This is a genomic window from Paracoccus alkenifer (assembly GCF_900108405.1).
GTDB classification, from domain to species: domain Bacteria; phylum Pseudomonadota; class Alphaproteobacteria; order Rhodobacterales; family Rhodobacteraceae; genus Paracoccus; species Paracoccus alkenifer.
Genome location: NZ_FNXG01000002.1, coordinates 197699 through 214142 on the forward strand (window position 1 = coordinate 197699; position 16444 = coordinate 214142).

Annotated in this window: 21 protein-coding genes; 12 read left to right on the forward strand and 9 right to left on the reverse strand. The window is 68.4% G+C overall.

All coding sequences use genetic code 11. The annotated features are described in order from the left end of the window. Positions 1–8: 8 nt before the first annotated feature. The 3 genes from hisG to hisS are packed head-to-tail and all read right to left on the reverse strand — an operon-like array spanning position 9 to position 3270. Positions 9–698 (reverse strand): ATP phosphoribosyltransferase, encoded by a 690-nt coding sequence (gene hisG / locus BLW83_RS05120; protein WP_090846306.1) that lies wholly within the window; start codon positions 696–698, stop codon positions 9–11. After that, on the reverse strand, positions 692–1774 hold the full coding sequence (locus BLW83_RS05125) for an ATP phosphoribosyltransferase regulatory subunit (RefSeq protein WP_090846308.1): 1083 nt from the start codon (positions 1772–1774) through the stop codon (positions 692–694). Before BLW83_RS05125 ends, hisG begins: the two co-directional genes overlap by 7 nt. Next, entirely contained in the window at positions 1771–3270 is a 1500-nt protein-coding gene (gene hisS / locus BLW83_RS05130) for a histidine--tRNA ligase (RefSeq protein WP_090846310.1), read from the reverse strand. The genes BLW83_RS05125 and hisS overlap by 4 nt, the downstream gene beginning before the upstream one ends. A gap of 46 nt (positions 3271–3316) precedes the next feature. Here hisS and BLW83_RS05135 point away from each other — a divergent pair, with 46 nt between their 5' ends. Next, the gene (locus BLW83_RS05135) at positions 3317–3517 is read left to right on the forward strand and encodes a SlyX family protein (protein WP_090846312.1); all 201 of its coding nucleotides are present in this window, start codon (positions 3317–3319) and stop codon (positions 3515–3517) included. Between the two features lie 4 nt (positions 3518–3521). On the opposite strand, the gene ftsY is transcribed toward BLW83_RS05135, so the two are convergent. The 3 genes from ftsY to BLW83_RS05150 form a co-directional block, all read right to left on the reverse strand. Further along, positions 3522–4532, reverse strand: coding sequence for a signal recognition particle-docking protein FtsY (ftsY, locus tag BLW83_RS05140; RefSeq protein WP_090846314.1), 1011 nt, complete (start codon positions 4530–4532; stop codon positions 3522–3524). A gap of 137 nt (positions 4533–4669) precedes the next feature. Continuing rightward, a complete protein-coding gene (locus BLW83_RS05145; RefSeq protein ID WP_090846316.1) occupies positions 4670–5341 on the reverse strand; it encodes an MOSC domain-containing protein in 672 nt (223 codons plus the stop codon). 88 nt (positions 5342–5429) lie between these two features. After that, positions 5430–6359 carry a class I fructose-bisphosphate aldolase gene (locus BLW83_RS05150; protein ID WP_090846318.1) on the reverse strand — a complete coding sequence of 310 codons (930 nt, stop codon included), beginning with the start codon at positions 6357–6359 and terminating at the stop codon, positions 5430–5432. Positions 6360–6542: 183 nt separating this feature from the next. On the opposite strand from BLW83_RS05150, the gene BLW83_RS05155 reads away from it, so the two are divergent. Further along, on the forward strand, positions 6543–6863 hold the full coding sequence (locus BLW83_RS05155; protein WP_090846320.1) for a hypothetical protein: 321 nt from the start codon (positions 6543–6545) through the stop codon (positions 6861–6863). A 51-nt stretch (positions 6864–6914) separates the two neighbouring features. Here BLW83_RS05155 and BLW83_RS05160 read toward each other — a convergent pair whose 3' ends face one another. Continuing rightward, positions 6915–8117: a phosphoglycerate kinase gene (locus BLW83_RS05160; protein ID WP_090846322.1), complete on the reverse strand. Its 1203-nt coding sequence runs from the start codon at positions 8115–8117 to the stop codon at positions 6915–6917. 186 nt (positions 8118–8303) lie between these two features. On the opposite strand from BLW83_RS05160, the gene BLW83_RS05165 reads away from it, so the two are divergent. Together BLW83_RS05165 and BLW83_RS05170 are read left to right on the forward strand one after the other, a co-directional pair. Next, complete coding sequence (locus BLW83_RS05165; RefSeq protein ID WP_090846324.1) at positions 8304–8810, forward strand: peptidylprolyl isomerase; 507 nt, start codon at positions 8304–8306, stop codon at positions 8808–8810. Further along, positions 8803–9405 (forward strand): peptidylprolyl isomerase, encoded by a 603-nt coding sequence (locus BLW83_RS05170; RefSeq protein ID WP_090846328.1) that lies wholly within the window; start codon positions 8803–8805, stop codon positions 9403–9405. The genes BLW83_RS05165 and BLW83_RS05170 overlap by 8 nt, the downstream gene beginning before the upstream one ends. A gap of 71 nt (positions 9406–9476) precedes the next feature. Here the strand turns inward: BLW83_RS05170 and BLW83_RS05175 are convergent, their stop codons facing one another. Both BLW83_RS05175 and mdh read right to left on the reverse strand, forming a co-directional pair. Then, positions 9477–9851, reverse strand: a complete 375-nt coding sequence (locus tag BLW83_RS05175) for a HesB/IscA family protein (protein WP_090846330.1) — start codon at positions 9849–9851, stop codon at positions 9477–9479. Positions 9852–10103: 252 nt separating this feature from the next. Next, the gene (mdh, locus tag BLW83_RS05180) at positions 10104–11066 is read right to left on the reverse strand and encodes a malate dehydrogenase (RefSeq protein WP_090846333.1); all 963 of its coding nucleotides are present in this window, start codon (positions 11064–11066) and stop codon (positions 10104–10106) included. A gap of 151 nt (positions 11067–11217) precedes the next feature. On the opposite strand from mdh, the gene BLW83_RS05185 reads away from it, so the two are divergent. The 8 genes from BLW83_RS05185 to BLW83_RS05220 all read left to right on the forward strand — a co-directional run bounded on the left by BLW83_RS05185 (position 11218) and on the right by BLW83_RS05220 (position 16442). Further along, complete coding sequence (locus BLW83_RS05185) at positions 11218–11964, forward strand: sulfite exporter TauE/SafE family protein (protein ID WP_425433937.1); 747 nt, start codon at positions 11218–11220, stop codon at positions 11962–11964. A gap of 104 nt (positions 11965–12068) precedes the next feature. Continuing rightward, complete coding sequence (locus tag BLW83_RS05190) at positions 12069–12917, forward strand: HpcH/HpaI aldolase/citrate lyase family protein (RefSeq protein ID WP_090846337.1); 849 nt, start codon at positions 12069–12071, stop codon at positions 12915–12917. Between the two features lie 36 nt (positions 12918–12953). Further along, positions 12954–13505: an NnrU family protein gene (locus tag BLW83_RS05195; RefSeq protein WP_090846339.1), complete on the forward strand. Its 552-nt coding sequence runs from the start codon at positions 12954–12956 to the stop codon at positions 13503–13505. 14 nt (positions 13506–13519) lie between these two features. Further along, positions 13520–13726: a DUF1737 domain-containing protein gene (locus BLW83_RS05200; protein WP_090846341.1), complete on the forward strand. Its 207-nt coding sequence runs from the start codon at positions 13520–13522 to the stop codon at positions 13724–13726. Then, complete coding sequence (locus tag BLW83_RS05205) at positions 13723–14757, forward strand: MaoC family dehydratase (protein WP_090846343.1); 1035 nt, start codon at positions 13723–13725, stop codon at positions 14755–14757. The genes BLW83_RS05200 and BLW83_RS05205 overlap by 4 nt, the downstream gene beginning before the upstream one ends. Positions 14758–14807: 50 nt before the next feature. Beyond that, positions 14808–15263, forward strand: coding sequence for a carboxymuconolactone decarboxylase family protein (locus tag BLW83_RS05210; protein WP_245728642.1), 456 nt, complete (start codon positions 14808–14810; stop codon positions 15261–15263). Between the two features lie 367 nt (positions 15264–15630). Then, the gene (gene sdhC / locus BLW83_RS05215) at positions 15631–16023 is read left to right on the forward strand and encodes a succinate dehydrogenase, cytochrome b556 subunit (RefSeq protein WP_090846345.1); all 393 of its coding nucleotides are present in this window, start codon (positions 15631–15633) and stop codon (positions 16021–16023) included. 11 nt (positions 16024–16034) lie between these two features. Next, positions 16035–16442 (forward strand): succinate dehydrogenase, hydrophobic membrane anchor protein, encoded by a 408-nt coding sequence (locus BLW83_RS05220; protein ID WP_090846347.1) that lies wholly within the window; start codon positions 16035–16037, stop codon positions 16440–16442. Positions 16443–16444: the final 2 nt, after the last annotated feature.

The following is a 16444-nucleotide window of genomic DNA, read 5'->3' on the forward strand; positions in this document are numbered from 1 at the left end:
GGCCCCGATCAGCGCGGCTGCGCCAGCCCCAGATGCGCCAGCAGCGCCTGCATCGGCGCGGTGGCGGCGGCGCTGCGGTTGGCCAGCAGCGTGGCCTGGCTGGCGTGGATCAGCGCGTCGGGCAGGATCTTCAGGTGGTTGGCGCGCAGCGTCTCGCCCGAGCTGGTGATGTCGGCAATGGCCTCGGCGGTCAGGTTGGCCACTGTGCCCTCGGTCGCGCCCTGGCTGTCGACCAGCTGATAATCCGCGACCTCGTGTTCGGACAGAAACGCGCGCACCAGCCGGTGATATTTGGTGGCGATGCGCAGCCGAAACCCGTGGGCGGCGCGGAAATCGCGGGCGATGGCGGCGAAATCGTCCAGACCTTCGCAGTCGCGCCAGCAGGACGGCACCGCCAGCACCAGATCGGCATGGCCGAAGCCCATCGGCGCCAGCTCGACCACGTCCGAGCGCCAGCCGGCCAGCTTCTCGCGCACCAGATCCGTGCCGGTCACGCCCAGCTGGATGCGGCCGGCGGCGAGTTCGCGCGGGATCTCGCCCGCCGACAGCAGCACCAGCGACAGCCCGTCGATTCCCTCGGCGCGGGCGGCGTATTCGCGGTCCGACCCCGCGCGCGACAGGCGGATGCCGCGGGCGCAGAACCACTCGAAGCTCTGCTCCATCAGACGACCCTTGGAGGGCAGGCCCAGCTTCAGCATTCCGCGCCCTCCAGTTCCGCGACCAGCCCGGGGCGGATGATGCCGCCGACGGCCGGGATCGCCGCGCCTGCGCCCAGCACCCGGGTCAGCGCATCATAGCGCCCCCCCGAGGCGACCGGTGGCCAGTCGGTCCGCCCCTGACCCGCCCGCCCCTCGGCGGTAAAGCTGAAGGTCATGCCGTCGTAATATTCCATGGTCTGCCGCCCGTGGCTGGCGTCGAAACGCACCTGCGCCGGGTCGATGCCGCGCGCGGCAATCGCCGCCAGCCGCGCCGCCAGCCGCTCGACCGCGGGGGCGATGGCGGGCAGGTGATCGGCCAGCACCCGCAACTCGTCCAGCGCAGCGGGCGCGGGGCCGGCGACGGAAAACAGCCGGTGCAGCCGCTCGTGCCACTCGGGGGGCAGGGGCGGGCCCTCGGCGGCGGTCTCAAGCCTTGCGATACGGGACAGCATCTCGGCCTCGGTCCGCAGCCCGGTCCAGGGGGCGCCGTTGATCGCAAAGCGTCGCGGGGTCTCGGGTGCGGAAAACCGTTCCAGCAGCCGCTGAAACCGCCGCGGTCGCCAGATGTGATGCGCAAGCATCGCCCGGCGCGGCCCGGACAGCGGCAGCCCGGCCACCGCGTCCAGCAACAGCTGCATGTCGCCCATGGTGGCGGTCAGCCGGCAGGGGGCAAGGGCGGTGTGGAACAGCGCGAACACCTCGGCATCGGCGTCGGGATCGCGGGAAAACAGCTCGAACCCGGCTTGCAGATATTCGTTGTCGCGGGGGTGGTCAGGGCGGGTGTCGCCGTGGTCCTGCTTGCGAAACACCTCGCCCAGATAGCAGTAGCGGGCGGGTTCCGCGCCGCCCGCCATGTGCATCCGCACCACCGGCACGGTGAAATCGGGGCGCAGCACCACCTCGCCCCTGATCGGGTCGGTGGTCAGATAGGCGCGGGCGCGGATGTCCTCGCCATACAGATCCAGCAGCGTGTCGGCGGGCAGCAGGATGTCGGGCGCGACCTCGACCGCGCCGGCCGCGCGGAACGCGTCGAGGATGCGCCGGCCGACCGCGGCCTTGGCGGTGCGGGGGATCATTGCGCCCCCGTCTCGCGCGCCAGCATCCTGCGCACGGTGGCGACCAGATCGGCGCGGGGAACCTCGACCTGCGCGGGCTGGGATTTCCATTCCTCGACCGAGGCTTGCGCGGCGATCTTGGCGCCAAGGATCAAGTCCTTGACCTGAACCACGCCGCGCGCGGCCTCGTCCCCGCCCTGGATGATGGCAACCGGAGAGCCGCGCTTGTCGGCGTATTTCAACTGGTTGCCGAAGTTTTTCGGGTTGCCCAGATAGACCTCGGCCCGGATGCCGGCGACGCGCAGCTCGGCGGCCATGGCGTGGTAATCGCCCATCCGCTCGCGGTCCATGACGGTGACCACCACCGGGCCTTGCGCCTGCGCCCCGGCCAACCCCTTTTCACGCAGCGCCGCCAGCAGCCGGTCCACCCCGATGGAAACCCCGGTCGCCGGCACCTTCTGCCCGGTAAAGCGTTCCACCAGATCGTCATAGCGCCCGCCGCCCGCGACGGACCCGAACTGCCGCTTGCGCCCCTTGTCGTCAAGGATTTCAAAGGTCAGCTCGGCCTCGAACACCGGGCCGGTGTAATAGCCAAGGCCGCGCACCACCGAGGGGTCGATGACCACGCGGTCGGGGCCCATGCCGCTCGCGTCCAGCAGCGCCGCGATCTGGGCCAGCTCGTCCACGCCCTCGGCCCCCACCACCGATCCGCCCACCGCCGCCCGCAGATTGTCCAGCGTGGCGGCGTTGGTCGCGCCCTTTGAGGTCAGAAAGGCGATCACCGGCTCGGCCTGCGCCGCATCCAGCCCCACGCCGTCGATTTCCGCGCCCGAGGCGTCCTTGCGCCCGGTGGTCAGCAGCTCGCGCACACCGGATTCGCCCACCTTGTCGAACTTGTCGATGGTGCGCAGCACGTCGGCGGCGGTGTCGGGGTCGGAAACCCCCATCGAGTCCAGCACCCCGTTCAGCACCTTGCGGTTGTTGACCCGCACGAGGTAATCGCCGCGCGCGATCCCCGCGGCCTCCAGCGCGTCGGCCAGCATGGCGATGATTTCCGCATCCGCCGCCACGCTTGCCGCGCCCACGGTGTCGGCATCGCATTGATAGAACTGCCGGTAACGCCCCGGCCCCGGCTTTTCATTGCGCCAGACCGGTCCCATCGCATAGCGCCGATAGGGCGTCGGCAGGTCGTTGCGATACTGCGCCGCGACGCGCGCAAGCGGCGCGGTCAGGTCATAGCGCAGCGCCAGCCAGTCGCCGGAACCGCCGCCGGGCACGGATTCTTCCTGCCACGCGAACACGCCGGCGTTGGGGCGGTCCACGTCGGGCAGGAATTTCCCCAGCGCCTCGACCGTCTCGATGCCGCTGGTTTCCAGCGCGTCAAAGCCGTGCAGATGATAGACCGCGGCGATCCGGTCCAGCATCTCCTTGCGTTCGGTGACGTCCGGCCCGAAATAGTCGCGAAAGCCCTTGGGCGTTTCGGCGCGCGGGCGGCGCGGTTTGGGATCCTTGGCCATGGGCATATTCCTGCTGTGCGGGGACCGATTAGCGGAAGGGGGCGGCATGGACAAGTTGCAGGCGCTGGAAGAGAGGGTCGCGCATCTTCAGCGCATGGTCGAGGATCTGTCCGACGTGGTCGCGCGGCAGGACGCCACGCTGCGCGCGATGTCGCGCCGCGTCGGGCTGCTGATGGAGCGTGAGGCCGAGCGTGAACTGGCCGAGGGGCAGATCCCGCTGGCCGACCAGCGCCCGCCGCATTGGTAAGCGATTACAGCCCGACCAGCGCCCGGGCGAACTCGTCCGGCTCGAACGCGTCCAGATCGTCGATCTGTTCGCCCACCCCGATGGCGTGGATCGGCAGGCCGTAGCGGTCGGCCAGCGCCACCAGCACGCCGCCACGCGCGGTGCCGTCAAGCTTGGTCATCACCAGCCCCGACACATCGGCCATGCGGCGGAACGCCTCGACCTGGCTCAGCGCGTTCTGGCCGGTGGTGGCGTCCAGCACCAGCAGGGTGTTGTGGGGGGCGGTCTCGTCCTTCTTGCGGATGACGCGGACGATCTTGGCCAGCTCCTCCATCAGGTCGGCGCGGTTTTGCAGGCGGCCGGCGGTGTCGATCAGCAGCAGGTCGGCGCCGTCGGATTCGGCCCGCACCATCGCGTCATAGGCAAGGCTGGCCGGGTCCGAGCCCTGCGGCGCCACCAGCACCGGCACGCCGGCGCGGTCGCCCCAGACCTGCAACTGCTCGACCGCGGCGGCGCGGAACGTGTCGCAGGCCGCAATCACCACGGTCTTGCCCGCCGCCCGCAGCTGGCTGGCCAGCTTGCCGATGGTGGTGGTCTTGCCCGAGCCGTTGACGCCGACCACCAGCACCACCTGCGGTTTGCGGGGATACAGCGGCAGCGGCTGCGCGACCGGGGCCATGATGCGGGTGATCTCGTCCGCCAGCGCCTGTTTCAGCTCGGTGGCGCCGATGCGGCGGCCCATGCGGCCCTCGGCGATATTGGCGGTGACGCGCAGGGCGGTTTCAGTCCCCATGTCGGCGGCGATCAGCATGTCCTCGAGTTCTTCGAGCATGGCGTCGTCCAGCTCGCGCCGCGGCTCGGCCGGCGCGGTCTCTCGCCCCAGCAGCCGGCCCATCAGCCCGGGCCGCTCAGTCTCGGGGGGCGGGGTCGTCACCGGCGCCTCGGGCGCGGCTTCGGCCACGATGTCATCCAGCCCCGTGCCGATCCTGGCCGAGGATTTGGTCAGACGCTCGCGCAGCTTGGAAAAAAACGACATGGCCCCGCCCTTTCGCCCGGATGTGGGATGGCCGGATAGCTAGCCATCCCGCGCCCAAAGGGAAACCCCGCCCGCGTGTTTCTTCATCATGGAAATATCCCGGGGGAGCGCGCAGCGCGGGGGCAGCGCCCCCTTTTTTACCCGTCCAGCCGGGGCTGCCAGTCCTCGACCCGGCCGCTGTCCAGCCGCCGCGCCGCCAGATCGCGCCAGCTGGGGGACAGCGGCGCCAGCGAGGCCATCGCCTGTAACTCGGCGCGGTTCTGGCGGTCGATGTAAAGCACCCGGTGCAGGCGGGTCAGCGTCCAGTCCGGCGCGCGGCGTTCCACCAGCGCCAGCGCGTCGTCGGGGGCAACCTCGCCGGGTTCCAGCACGCGGTAATACCAGCCGCTGCGCCCGGTCTGCTGGACCAGCCGCGCCATGTCGCGGCGGTCGAAACGCAGGTTCAGCTTCCAGCAGGGCTGGCGGGCCTGGCTGACCTCGATCAGCGCCGATCCCAGCCGGAACACGTCGCCGACCGCGACATCCGACTCGGACAGCCCGAGGGTCGACAGGTTTTCGCCGAAACCGCCGGGGCGCAGTGCCGGCAGATCGCCCAGTTCCGCGCGCCAGACCGGATAATGCCCGGCGTCGTAATGATGCACGGCCTTTTCCGGGCCGCCGTGGCGGCGCAGGTCGGCCTGTTCATCGCCGGCAAAGCCGGTCGGGCCAAGCAGCAGCACCCGGCCGGCCGGGCGCTTGTCGATGCCGCTTTGCACGCCGGGGGCAAGCTCGGCGGCCGGTCCGATACGCAGGGATGAAAGCGGAATCATGGCACCATCATCGCGAAAAGGAACGGGCGGCGAAAGCCTCGCCGCCCGTCCGAAGTCTGAAAATCCGCTGGCCCGAAAGCCGGCCGGCTCAGGCGCGGCCCATATAGATGTCGACCAGCTTGCCCAGCATGTCCAGCGCATCCTCGCGCGAGCGCTGGAAGCTGTTGCGCCCGATGATCGAGCCGTTGCCGCCGCCGTCGCGGATGGCGCGTGCGTCGTCATAGACCGCATCCGCGCCCTTGGCGGCCCCGCCCGAGAACACCACCAGCCGCCGCCCGGCAAAGGCCGCGTCCATGCAGTGCTTCACCCGCGCGGCCTGGGTCGAGATGTCGATCCCCTGTTCTTCATAGACCTTTTTTGCGTCCTTGTTTTCCAGATGGTCGGTGGACAGCTTGATCTTGATGACATGGGCGCCCAGCAGCGCGGCCATCTGCGCGGCATAGGCAGCGATGTCGATCGCGGTCTCGCCGTCCTTGGAAATCCCCTCGCCGCGCGGATAGGACCAGATCACCGTCGGAATCCCGACGCTTGCTGCCTCGGCCCGCAGTTCGGAAATTTCCTCGAACATGTCCAGCGCCATGTCCGAGCCGGGGTAGATGGTGAAACCGATGGCGGCGCAGCCCAGCCGCAGCGCGTCCTGCACGGTCGCGGTCACGGCCTGGTTCTTGCCGGCAGTGTCCGACATCAGGCTGTTGGCGCTGTTGCATTTCAGGATGGTCGGGATCTGCCCGGCAAAGCTGTCGGCGCCGGCCTCAAGCATCCCCAGCGGCGCGGCATAGGCGTTCAGCCCGGCGTCGATGGCCAGCTGATAGTGGTAATGCGGGTCATAGCCCGCCGGGTTCTTGGCAAAGCTGCGGGCGGGGCCGTGCTCGAAGCCCTGATCGACCGGCAGGATGATCATCTTGCCGGTGCCGCCCAGTTTCCCGTTCATCAGCATCCGGGCCAGATTGCCCTTTACGCCGGGGTTCTCGCCCTCGTAGTTGGCGAGGATCTTCTTGACGGTATCGGTCATCTGCATCGGACTGGCTCCGCTGGTTCAATGGATTGATGGATTGGCCGTGTCCATATCAGACGGGCGCCAAAGCGAAAGGGCGGTTGCGCTAACGCCCACCCGAACCAACGCCCGCCCGAACCGGGGGGAACGCGGGGCGGGGCCGGGACGTTCGGTGGCAAAGCATCACAAATCGGAGGGCCGACCGCCATGTCCTTTAACGAAGACGACCCAGCCCGTTCCGTGCGCAAGCATCGGCCGGCGATCTGGGGAATAATCATCGCCGTGGCAATCGCCGTGCTGCTGGCTGTGGTGCTGCTGCCGCTGGGCAGCGGCGACGACCCGCTGCGGGGCGAGGTGGTGGCGCCGGGCGGCACCGCTGCGCCCGTCTCTGATAGTGCCGTGCCCAACCCTACGGTGACGCCGCCGGGCGGCCAGCCGGCCGAGGAAGCCCCGGTCCTGCCCGATGCCGCCGCGCCTGACGCAGCCGCGCCCGGCATCGCGGGCGAGCCCGAGACCCCCGGCAACTGAGACGGAAGGGGGCCGGCCGAGGGGGCGCAGCACCCCCCCGTTTGCGTCGCGCTAGCGCCTTGAGGCGATCAGCGCGGCGACGCCGGGCAGATCCTTGCCCTCCATCCATTCCAGAAACGCGCCGCCGGCGGTCGAGATAAAGGTGAAATCTTCGGCGGCCCCGGCCTTGTTCAGCGCGGCCACCGTGTCGCCGCCGCCCGCGACCGAGACCAGCCGCCCCTCGCGCGTCAGTTCGGCCGCGGCTGCGGCTGCGGCGTTGGTGGCGGCGTCAAAGGGTTCGATCTCGAACGCGCCCAGCGGGCCGTTCCAGATCAGCGTGCGGCTTTGGGCAAAGACCTCGCGGATTTTCGCGACCGTGGCGGGGCCGGCGTCGAGGATCATCGCGTCAGCGGGGCAGGCGTCCGCGGCGACCACCTCATGCGGGGCATTCGCGGCAAACTCGCGCGCCACCACCACATCGACCGGCAGGTGGATGGTGCAGCCCGCGCTCTTGGCGTCAGACAGGATCTGCCGGGCGGTGTCGGCCATGTCGCGCTCGGCCAGGCTTTTGCCGACCTCAATCCCTTGGGCCACCAGGAAGGTGTTGGCCATGCCGCCGCCGATCACCAGGTGATCGACCTTGCGGATCAGGTTCGACAGCAGGTCGAGCTTGGTCGAGACCTTGGCCCCCCCGACCACCGCCACCACCGGCCGTTCCGGGTTCCCCAACGCGGCGTCCAGCGCGTTCAGTTCCGCCTCCATCAGCAGCCCGGCGGCCGAGGGCAGCAGCCGCGCCAGCCCCTCGGTCGAGGCGTGGGCGCGATGGGCGGCGGAAAACGCGTCGTTGACGTAAACCTGCCCAAGCGCGGCGAGGGAGGCGGCGAAAACCTGCTCATTGGTTTCCTCGCCCGGATAGAAACGGGTGTTTTCCAGCAGCAGCACGTCGCCGGGTTTCAGCGCGGCGACCGCGCGTTTGGCGTCGCCGCCCACCGCCTCGGGGGCAAAGGCGACCGTCTGGCCCAATGCGGCCTCAAGCGCGGGGACGATCTGGCGCAGGCTCATCGAATCGACGCGCTGGCCCTTGGGGCGGTCGAAATGCGCCAGCAGCACGGGAATCCCGCCCTTTTCCTGGATTTTCCTGACGGTCGGCACGATCTTTTCGATCCGCGTCGCATCCGTGACCTGACCGTTTTCCATGGGAACATTCACGTCCACCCGGGTCAGCACGACCTTGCCGTCCAGCTCCATGTCGTCCAGCGTGTTGAAGCGCGCCATCGGCTTTCTCCTGCAATGCGGGATCGGCCCGCGTTCGTCACACGCGTTGTCCGTCAAGCGGTCCAGCGCGTCAACTCTGCGTCAGGACGAGTTGATGATTCCGCGCGGACCTGTGGCGCCGAGGGCGTTGCGCGCCCGCCGCGCGCGGCCTAGACCTTGCCCGCACCCAACCAAAGGAAAGATCCGATGGCCGAGATCAAGGACCCCGAGAACACGATCATCATCGAGCTGAAGGACGGCCCGGTGATCGTCGAGCTGCTGACCGACATCGCCCCCAAACATGCCGAGCGGATGAAAGAGCTGGCGCGGGCCGGCAAATACGACAATGTCGCCTTTCACCGGGTGATCGACGGTTTCATGGCCCAGACCGGCGACGTGGAACACGCCAACATGGAAAGCGGCTGGAACCCCGGGCGCGCGGGCACCGGCGGCTCGGACCTGCCGGACCTGCCGGCGGAATTTTCGCGCATCCCGCACGCGCGGGGCACGCTGGGCGCCGCGCGGTCGCAAAACCCCAACAGCGCGAACAGCCAGTTCTTTATCAACTTCAAGGACAATGATTTCCTGAACGGGCAGTATACCGTCTACGGGCAGGTGATTTCCGGGATGGAGCATGTGGACAAGATCGCCCGGGGCGAGCCGCCGGCCAGCCCGGACCGGATGATCTCGGTCAAGGTCGCTGCCGATGCGTAAGCTGCTGATTTCCGTGGCGCTGGCGGCCGGTGCCGCCGGCATGGCGGCCGCGCAGGACGTGGCGGCGCCGCCCTCTGATGACGGCCCCGGCCCGAACATGGTGATCGAGGTGGCCGACGCCTCGGGCGCGGCCAAGGGCACCATCGTGCTGGACCTGAACCCGGAAAAAGCCCCGAACCACGTCGCGCGGCTGACCGAGCTTGCGCGCGCGGGCGCCTATGACGGGGTGGTGTTCCACCGCGTGATCGAGGGGTTCATGGCGCAGACCGGCGATGTCGAGTTCGGCAAGCACGGGGACGACCTGTCCCGCGCCGGGATGGGCGGGTCGGACCAGCCCGACCTCAAGGCCGAGTTCAACGACCAGAGCTTCATGGCCGGCACCGTGGGCATGGCCCGCAGCCCAAGCCCCAACAGCGCCAACAGCCAGTTTTTCATCGACCTGGCCCCGGCGCCGTTCCTTGACGGGCAATACACCGTCGTCGGCCGGCTGATCGAGGGCTGGGACGTGCTGAACGCGATCAAGAAGGGCGATCCGAACATGAACGGATCGGTGAAAGAGCCCGATTATATGGCGAAGGTCACGATCGTCGAGTGATCCGGGCCTGACCGGGAACAACGGCCGGTGCGGGGAACCCCTCGCGCCGGCCTTTTCGTTGGCGCGCGCCCTCAGCCGCGGGGGGCGGCAGAGCCTTGCAGCGGCTCGAACCGGATCGATTCGCCGCAGCCGCAGGCTTCGGTGACATTGGGGTTCACAAAGCGGAAGCCGCTGTCCAGCAGCCCGGTTTCATAGTCGATCACCGTGCCGAACAGGAACATCTGCGCGGCCGGCGCGATCAGCACCCGTGCCTCGCCCTGTTCCACCACCTCGTCGTTGGGGGCGGCGGTCTCGGCCAGTTCCATCGTGTATTCCATGCCCGCGCAGCCGCCTTTTTTCAGGCCGATCCGCAGCCCGGCCGCGCCCTTGTCGGCCATGAGCCGGGCGATCCGCGCCTCGGCGGCTTGGGTGATGCTGACGGCAGCTTTGCCGGGGATCGAGAACATCTTGGACCTTTCGGGCTGGCCGGTTTCGTCGGGCAGGGTCCAACATAGTCAGCCGGGGGGCGGCACTCAAGATGGGGGCGGCGGGGCAGGCGGGGTCTTTGCCGGGCGGGCCGGGCGAGGCCGGACCGGGGCTCTGCCCCGGACCCCGGGATATTTCCGGACAGAAGATGAGGCATGGGCCTTGTCCGCCGGGGGCCGCAGCAAAAAGGGCCGCCCCGAGGGGCGGCCCTGTCGTCGTCCGGGTGGTGCGGGTCAGGCCAGCGAGTTGTCGATGCCCTTGCAGGCCTCGACCAGGCCCTTTACCGCGTCGATGGATTTTTGCATCATCGCCTGTTCATCGGCGTCCAGTTCGATGTCGATGATCTTTTCGATGCCGCCGGCGCCGATCACGGTCGGCACGCCCACATACATTCCGTTCAGCCCGTAAGCGCCGTCCACCCAGGCCGCGCAGGGCAGGACGCGTTTCTGGTCGCGCAGGTAAGCCTCGGCCATCTCGATGGCGCTGGTGGCGGGGGCGTAGAAGGCGCTGCCGGTCTTCAGCAGGCCGACGATCTCGGCGCCGCCGTCGCGGGTGCGCTGGACGATGGCGTCCAGTTTTTCCTGCGTGGTCCAGCCCATCTTGACCAGATCGGGCAGCGGGATGCCGGCGACGGTGGAATAGCGCGCCAGCGGCACCATGGTGTCGCCGTGCCCGCCCAGCACGAAGGCGGTGACGTCGCGCATCGAGACGCCGAATTCGAGGCTGAGGAAATGCCGGAACCGCGCCGAATCCAGCACGCCGGCCATGCCGACCACCTTTTCATGCGGCAGGCCGCTGAATTCGCGCAGCGCCCAGACCATCGCGTCCAGCGGGTTGGTAATGCAGATGACAAAGGCGTTCGGCGCGTGCGCGGCGATGCCTTCGCCCACCGACTTCATCACCTTGAGGTTGATGCCCAGCAGGTCGTCGCGGCTCATCCCCGGCTTGCGCGGCACGCCTGCGGTCACGATGCACACATCGGCGCCGGCGATGTCGGCGTAGTCGTTGGTGCCCTTGAAGCTGCCGTCGAACCCCTCGGACGGCCCCGATTCGGCGATGTCCAGCGCCTTGCCCTGGGGCGTGCCCTCGGAGATGTCGAACAGCACGACATCCCCCAGTTCCTTGATGGCGGCGAGATGCGCCAGCGTTCCACCGATCTGACCGGCGCCGATAAGGGCGATCTTGGGACGGGCCATGGAGTTCCTCCGTTTGGCTGATGGATTTCCCGCCCGACTAGACCCTTGCCCCCGACCGCGCAAGGCGTAGGACGGGCCGCCGGGGCGGTGTTTGCGCTAAATCCGCCCGGGCGGGACAGCAGGCGAAAGGCTGGCAAGGTGGAGGGGCAAGGTGGAATTGACGGGCGGGGCATGGGCGTTGCTGGTGCTGGCATCGGCGCTGGTGGGGCTGTCCAAGGGCGGGCTGTCGATGGTGTCGATGCTGGGGGTGCCGATCCTGTCGCTGGTGATGTCGCCGGTGCAGGCGGCCGGCGTGCTGCTGCCGGTGTTCGTCGTGTCCGACATGTTCGGGCTGATCGCCTATCGTCGCCACTGGGACCGCCGCGTCGTCGCCTGCCTGATGCCGGGCGCGGTGGCGGGCGTGGCGCTGGGCTGGGCCACCGCCAGCCTTGTGGACGAACGCTGGGTCGGCGGTATCGTCGGCGTGATCGGGCTGAGTTTCGCGCTGGTCACGCTGCTGCGCCGGGCGCCGGCCGAAGGCCCGCAGCGCCGTGCCGAGTGGGGCAGGGGCAGCCTGTGGGGGCTGGCCGCGGGCTATACCAGCTTTGTCAGCCATTCCGGCGCGCCGCCCTATCAGGTCTATGTGCAGCCGCTGCGGCTGGGCAAGGAAAGCTATGCCGGCACGGTCACCGTGTTCTTTGCGGTGGTGAATGCGGTCAAGCTGATCCCATACGCCGCGCTGGGGCAGCTGGGCAGCGCCAATCTGGGCGCGGCGGCGGTGATGATGCCGGTTGCGGCCGCCAGCGTCGGGCTGGGGGTGTGGCTGGTGCGGGTGATCCCGCAGCGGGCGTTCTATCTGTTCATCACCTGGGCGCTGCTGGGGGTTTCGATCATGCTGATCCGCGATGCGCTGGTCTGAGCGGGGGTGATACGCTGCATTGCAGCAGCTTGGGGCTTGCCGTTTCTGGCGGAAGCGGGCAGGCAGACGAACGATTCTTGCGCGTTGAATGAAAGGCCCGGCCCATGACCCGCCCCTATCGCTCGGTTCTCTATATTCCTGCCGCCAATCAGCGCGCCATGGACAAGGCGCGGACGCTGGCGGCCGATGCGATCATCTTTGACCTCGAGGACGCGGTGGCGCCCGCCGAAAAGCCCGGCGCGCGCGAGCTGCTGCGTGCCGCATTGGCGCAGGATTACGGCGGGCGGGCGCGGATCCTGCGCATCAACGGTTTCGACACCGAATGGGGGCGCGACGATGCCACCTTTGCCGCCGGTCTTGCCGACAGCGCCGATGCGGTGCTGGTCCCCAAGGTCAGCCGCCCCGAGGATCTGGACGCGGTCGCCGCGATCACCGGCGACCTGCCGCTGTGGGCGATGATGGAAACCGCGCTGGGGATGCTGAACGCCGCCGCCATTGCCGCGCATCCGCGGCTGCAAGGGATGGTGATGGGCACCAACGACCTTGCCAAGGAACTGGGCAGCCGTCACCGCCCCGACCGGCTGGGGATGCAGGCCGGGCTGGGGCTGTGCCTGCTGGCCGCCCGCGCCCATGGGCTTGTGATCGTGGACGGGGTGTTCAACGCCTTCAAGGACGACGAGGGCTTGCGCGCGGAATGCGAACAGGGCCGCGACATGGGTTTCGACGGCAAGACCCTGATCCACCCCGCGCAGCTTGACATCGCCAACGCCGCTTTCGCCCCCACTGATGCCGAGATCGACCTGTCGCGCCGCCAGATCGAGGCGTTCGATGCCGCCATCGCCGAGGGCAAGGCCGTGGCTGTGGTCGATGGTCGCATCGTGGAAAACCTGCATGTTGAGACCGCCCGCAAAACCCTTGCCCGTGCCGAGGCGATTGCCGCGCTGGCCGGGTAATGGCAGGCTGAGCGCAGCCATATAAAGGAGCCGCCGATGTTCTTGCTGATCCTGGGGGTCGCGCTGTGGTGGGGCGCGCATCTGTTCAAGCGGTTGGCGCCCGGCACCCGCCGCGGTCTGGGCCAGTCCGGCAAGGGCATGGTCGCGGCGGCGCTGATCCTGTCGGTGGTGCTGATGGTGATCGGCTATCGCGCGGCCGATGCGGTGACGTGGTGGGCTGCCGGCCCCGCGCTCAAGGGCATCAACAACCTGCTGGTGCTGGTCGCGTTCTTCCTGTTCGCCTCGTCGGGGATAAAGAACCGCATCGGCACCCAGATGCGCCACCCGCAGCTGGTGGGGTTTTCGCTGTGGGCATTCGCGCATCTTCTGACCAACGGCGACCTGCCCTCGCTGGTGCTGTTCGGCGGGCTGCTGGCCTGGGCGCTGGTGGAAATCGCCGTCATCAACCGCAGCCGGCCCGGCTGGACGCCGCCGCAGCACCAGACCTCGATCCGCAAGGAAGCCATCGCCGCCATCGCCACGCTGGTGGTCTATGGGGTGGTCGCGGGCATCCATATCCTGCTGGGCGTCAACCCCTTTGGCGCCTGAGGAAAGGACCCGGCATGGCCACGATCTATCGCCTGCTGACCGAGGACGACACCTCGGCCTTCTGCCACAAGATCAGCCTGGCGCTGTCGAAAGGCTGGGTGCTGCATGGTGCGCCCAGCATCTCTTACGACGCCACGCGCGGGGTGATGCGCTGCGCGCAGGCGGTGACCAAGGAAATCGACGGGGACTATCACCCCGACATGAAGCTGGGTGAGCAATGAGCAAGACCAATCCGGGCCGTTTCTTCGAGGATTACCGCGTCGGCGATGTGATCCGCCACGCCGTTCCGCGCACCGTGGCCGAGGGCGAACGCGCGCTTTACCATGCGCTGTATCCGGCGCGGGGGGCGATCTATTCCTCGGATGATTTCGCCGCCGCCTGCGGGCTGGACGGCAGCCCGATGGACGACCTGATCGCGTTCCACACCGTGTTCGGCAAGACCGTGCCGGATGTGTCGCTGAACGCGGTGGCGAACCTTGGCTATGCCGAGGGGCGCTGGCTGCGCCCCGTCTGGCCCGGCGACACGCTGCGCGCCGAATCGCAGGTGATCGGGGTCAAGCAGAACTCGAACGGCACGTCCGGCACCGTCTATGTCCGCACCCGCGGCCTGAACCAGCAGGACGAGGTGGTGCTGGAATATGTGCGCTGGGTGATGGTGCGCAAGCGCGACGCCGCCAGCCCCGCCCCCGATCCGGTGGTGCCGGACCTGGCCCGCGTGGTCCCCGCCGCCGATCTGGTGATCCCCGAGGGGCTGGATTTCAGCGATTACGATTTCGAGCTGGCCGGAGAGCCGCATCGCTGGGGCGATTACGCGGTGGGCGAGATCATCGACCATGTGGACGCGGTGACCGTGGAAGAGGCCGAGCACATGCTGGCCACCCGCCTGTGGCAGAACACCGCCAAGGTGCATTTCGACGCCACCTTCCGCGAGGACGGGCGGCGGCTGATCTATGGCGGCCATGTCATCAGCCTGGGCCGCGCGCTGTCCTTCAACGGGCTGGCGAATGCGCAGATGATCGTGGCGCTGAACGGCGGCGCCCACGCGAACCCCTGTTTCGCCGGCGATACCGTGCGGGCCTGGTCCGAGGTGCTGGAGCTGGCCGAAACGCCCGCCCCCGGCATCGGCGCGATCCGGCTGCGGCTGGTCGCCCACAAGGGCGCAGCGGGCGACACCACCCTGCGAGGCGAGGGCGGGAAATACGCGCCGCATGTGCTGCTCGATCTGGATTACTGGGCGCTGATCCCGCGCTGACGAAGACCATCGCCCGCATTGTGGCGGGCGGCAAAAGGCAAGGAAATTCCATGCACGAGATGAAACCGCGCCTCAATTACTTCAAGGCCGCGCCGGCGCTGTTTCAGGCGCAGCTGGCACTGAACAAGGCGGTCGAGGACAGCGGGCTGGACCGTGGCCTGCTGCATCTGATCAAGGTGCGCGCCTCGCAGATCAACGGCTGCGCCTATTGCCTGGACATGCATACGCAGGAAGCCCGCGCGGACGGGGAGACCGAGCAGCGGCTGCATGTGATCTCGGCCTGGCGCGAATCTCCGGCGTTCTCGGCCGGTGAGCGGGCGGCCTTGGCCTGGACCGAGGCGGTGACGCTGATCTCGAACGGCCCGATCCCTGATTCGCTTTACGACGAGGTTCGGGCGCAGTTTTCCGAGGCCGATCTGGTGGCGCTGACCATGGCGATCACCGTCATCAACAGCTGGAACCGGTTCGCGGTGTCGTTCCGGGCGGTCCACAAGATCCGCGACTGAACCGCGCCGCACCCCACGCCGCCCCACCGCCGGGCCGCGGCCGCGCGTGGCGCGCGCTGGGGCAATCCTGCCGACCTGCCGGTGCCACGCGCATCGGCGGGTCGTTTTCATTCCCGCACCGCGGCCGGGGCCGAAGCGCAGGTTTACGCCGCATTGCGGCAAGCTCTTTCACGTTCTTGCTGCAAGGCCGCGGATTTTGTGATCACTGACCGCGGGCTTGTGATCACGAATGGCGCTAACATGGGCGAAACCGGGGCGGGGGTTGATCTGGACCGTGACAGCGCCCAAAGGATGACTAGACAGACTCTCGAACTCAAGCCAGCCCGCGCGCCAGCTTGGCCCGCGCTTTTTCGGACAAGGAGCGCCCATGGGAGACATCCCTCGCGGAAACCGCCCGCTTTCGCCGCATCTCAGCGTCTACAAGCTGCCGATCGCTGCGATCACATCCATCATGACCCGGATCACCGGGCAGGCGCTGGTCGCCGGGCTGCTGCTGGTGGTCTGGTGGCTGGTCGCAGCCGCAACCGGGCCGCGGGCATTCGCCACCGCCGACTGGGTGCTGCGCAGCTGGATCGGCTATCTGGTGCTGCTCGGCTCGGTCTGGGCGCTGTGGTATCATTTCCTCGCCGGGATCCGGCATTTCTTTTATGACGCGCGGCTGCTGATGACCAAGCCGCAGGCGAAACAGGCCAGCTGGGTGCTGATCTGGGGCTCGGTCGGGCTGACGCTGCTGACCCTGCTGCTGTTCGTGATCGGATAAGGGGACGACTCATGCGCTATATTACCCCCCGCAAGGCCGCCAAGGGACTGGGCGCCGCCGGCCCCGGCGCCTCGACCGCCCATCACTGGGGCATGACCGTCAGCTCGTCCGCGCTGCTGATCCTGACGCCGGCCTTCATCCTTGTGATCGCCTCGGCCATCGGGCTGCCGCATGACGCGGTGGCGGGCTATTTCAGCCGCCCCTATCCCGCGATCGTGACCGCGCTGTTCCTGATCGTGGGAATGCATCACTATATCAACGGCACCCGCATCCTGATCGACGACTATCTCGATCATGCCGAGCGCAAGGTCGCCATCATCCTGTCGCATCTGTTCGGCTGGGCCGTCATCGCCGCGGTCGCCTATGCGCTGGTGCGCATGGCGCTGTCGCCGGTCGCCGCCGTCGTCGTCGTTTCCTGAGG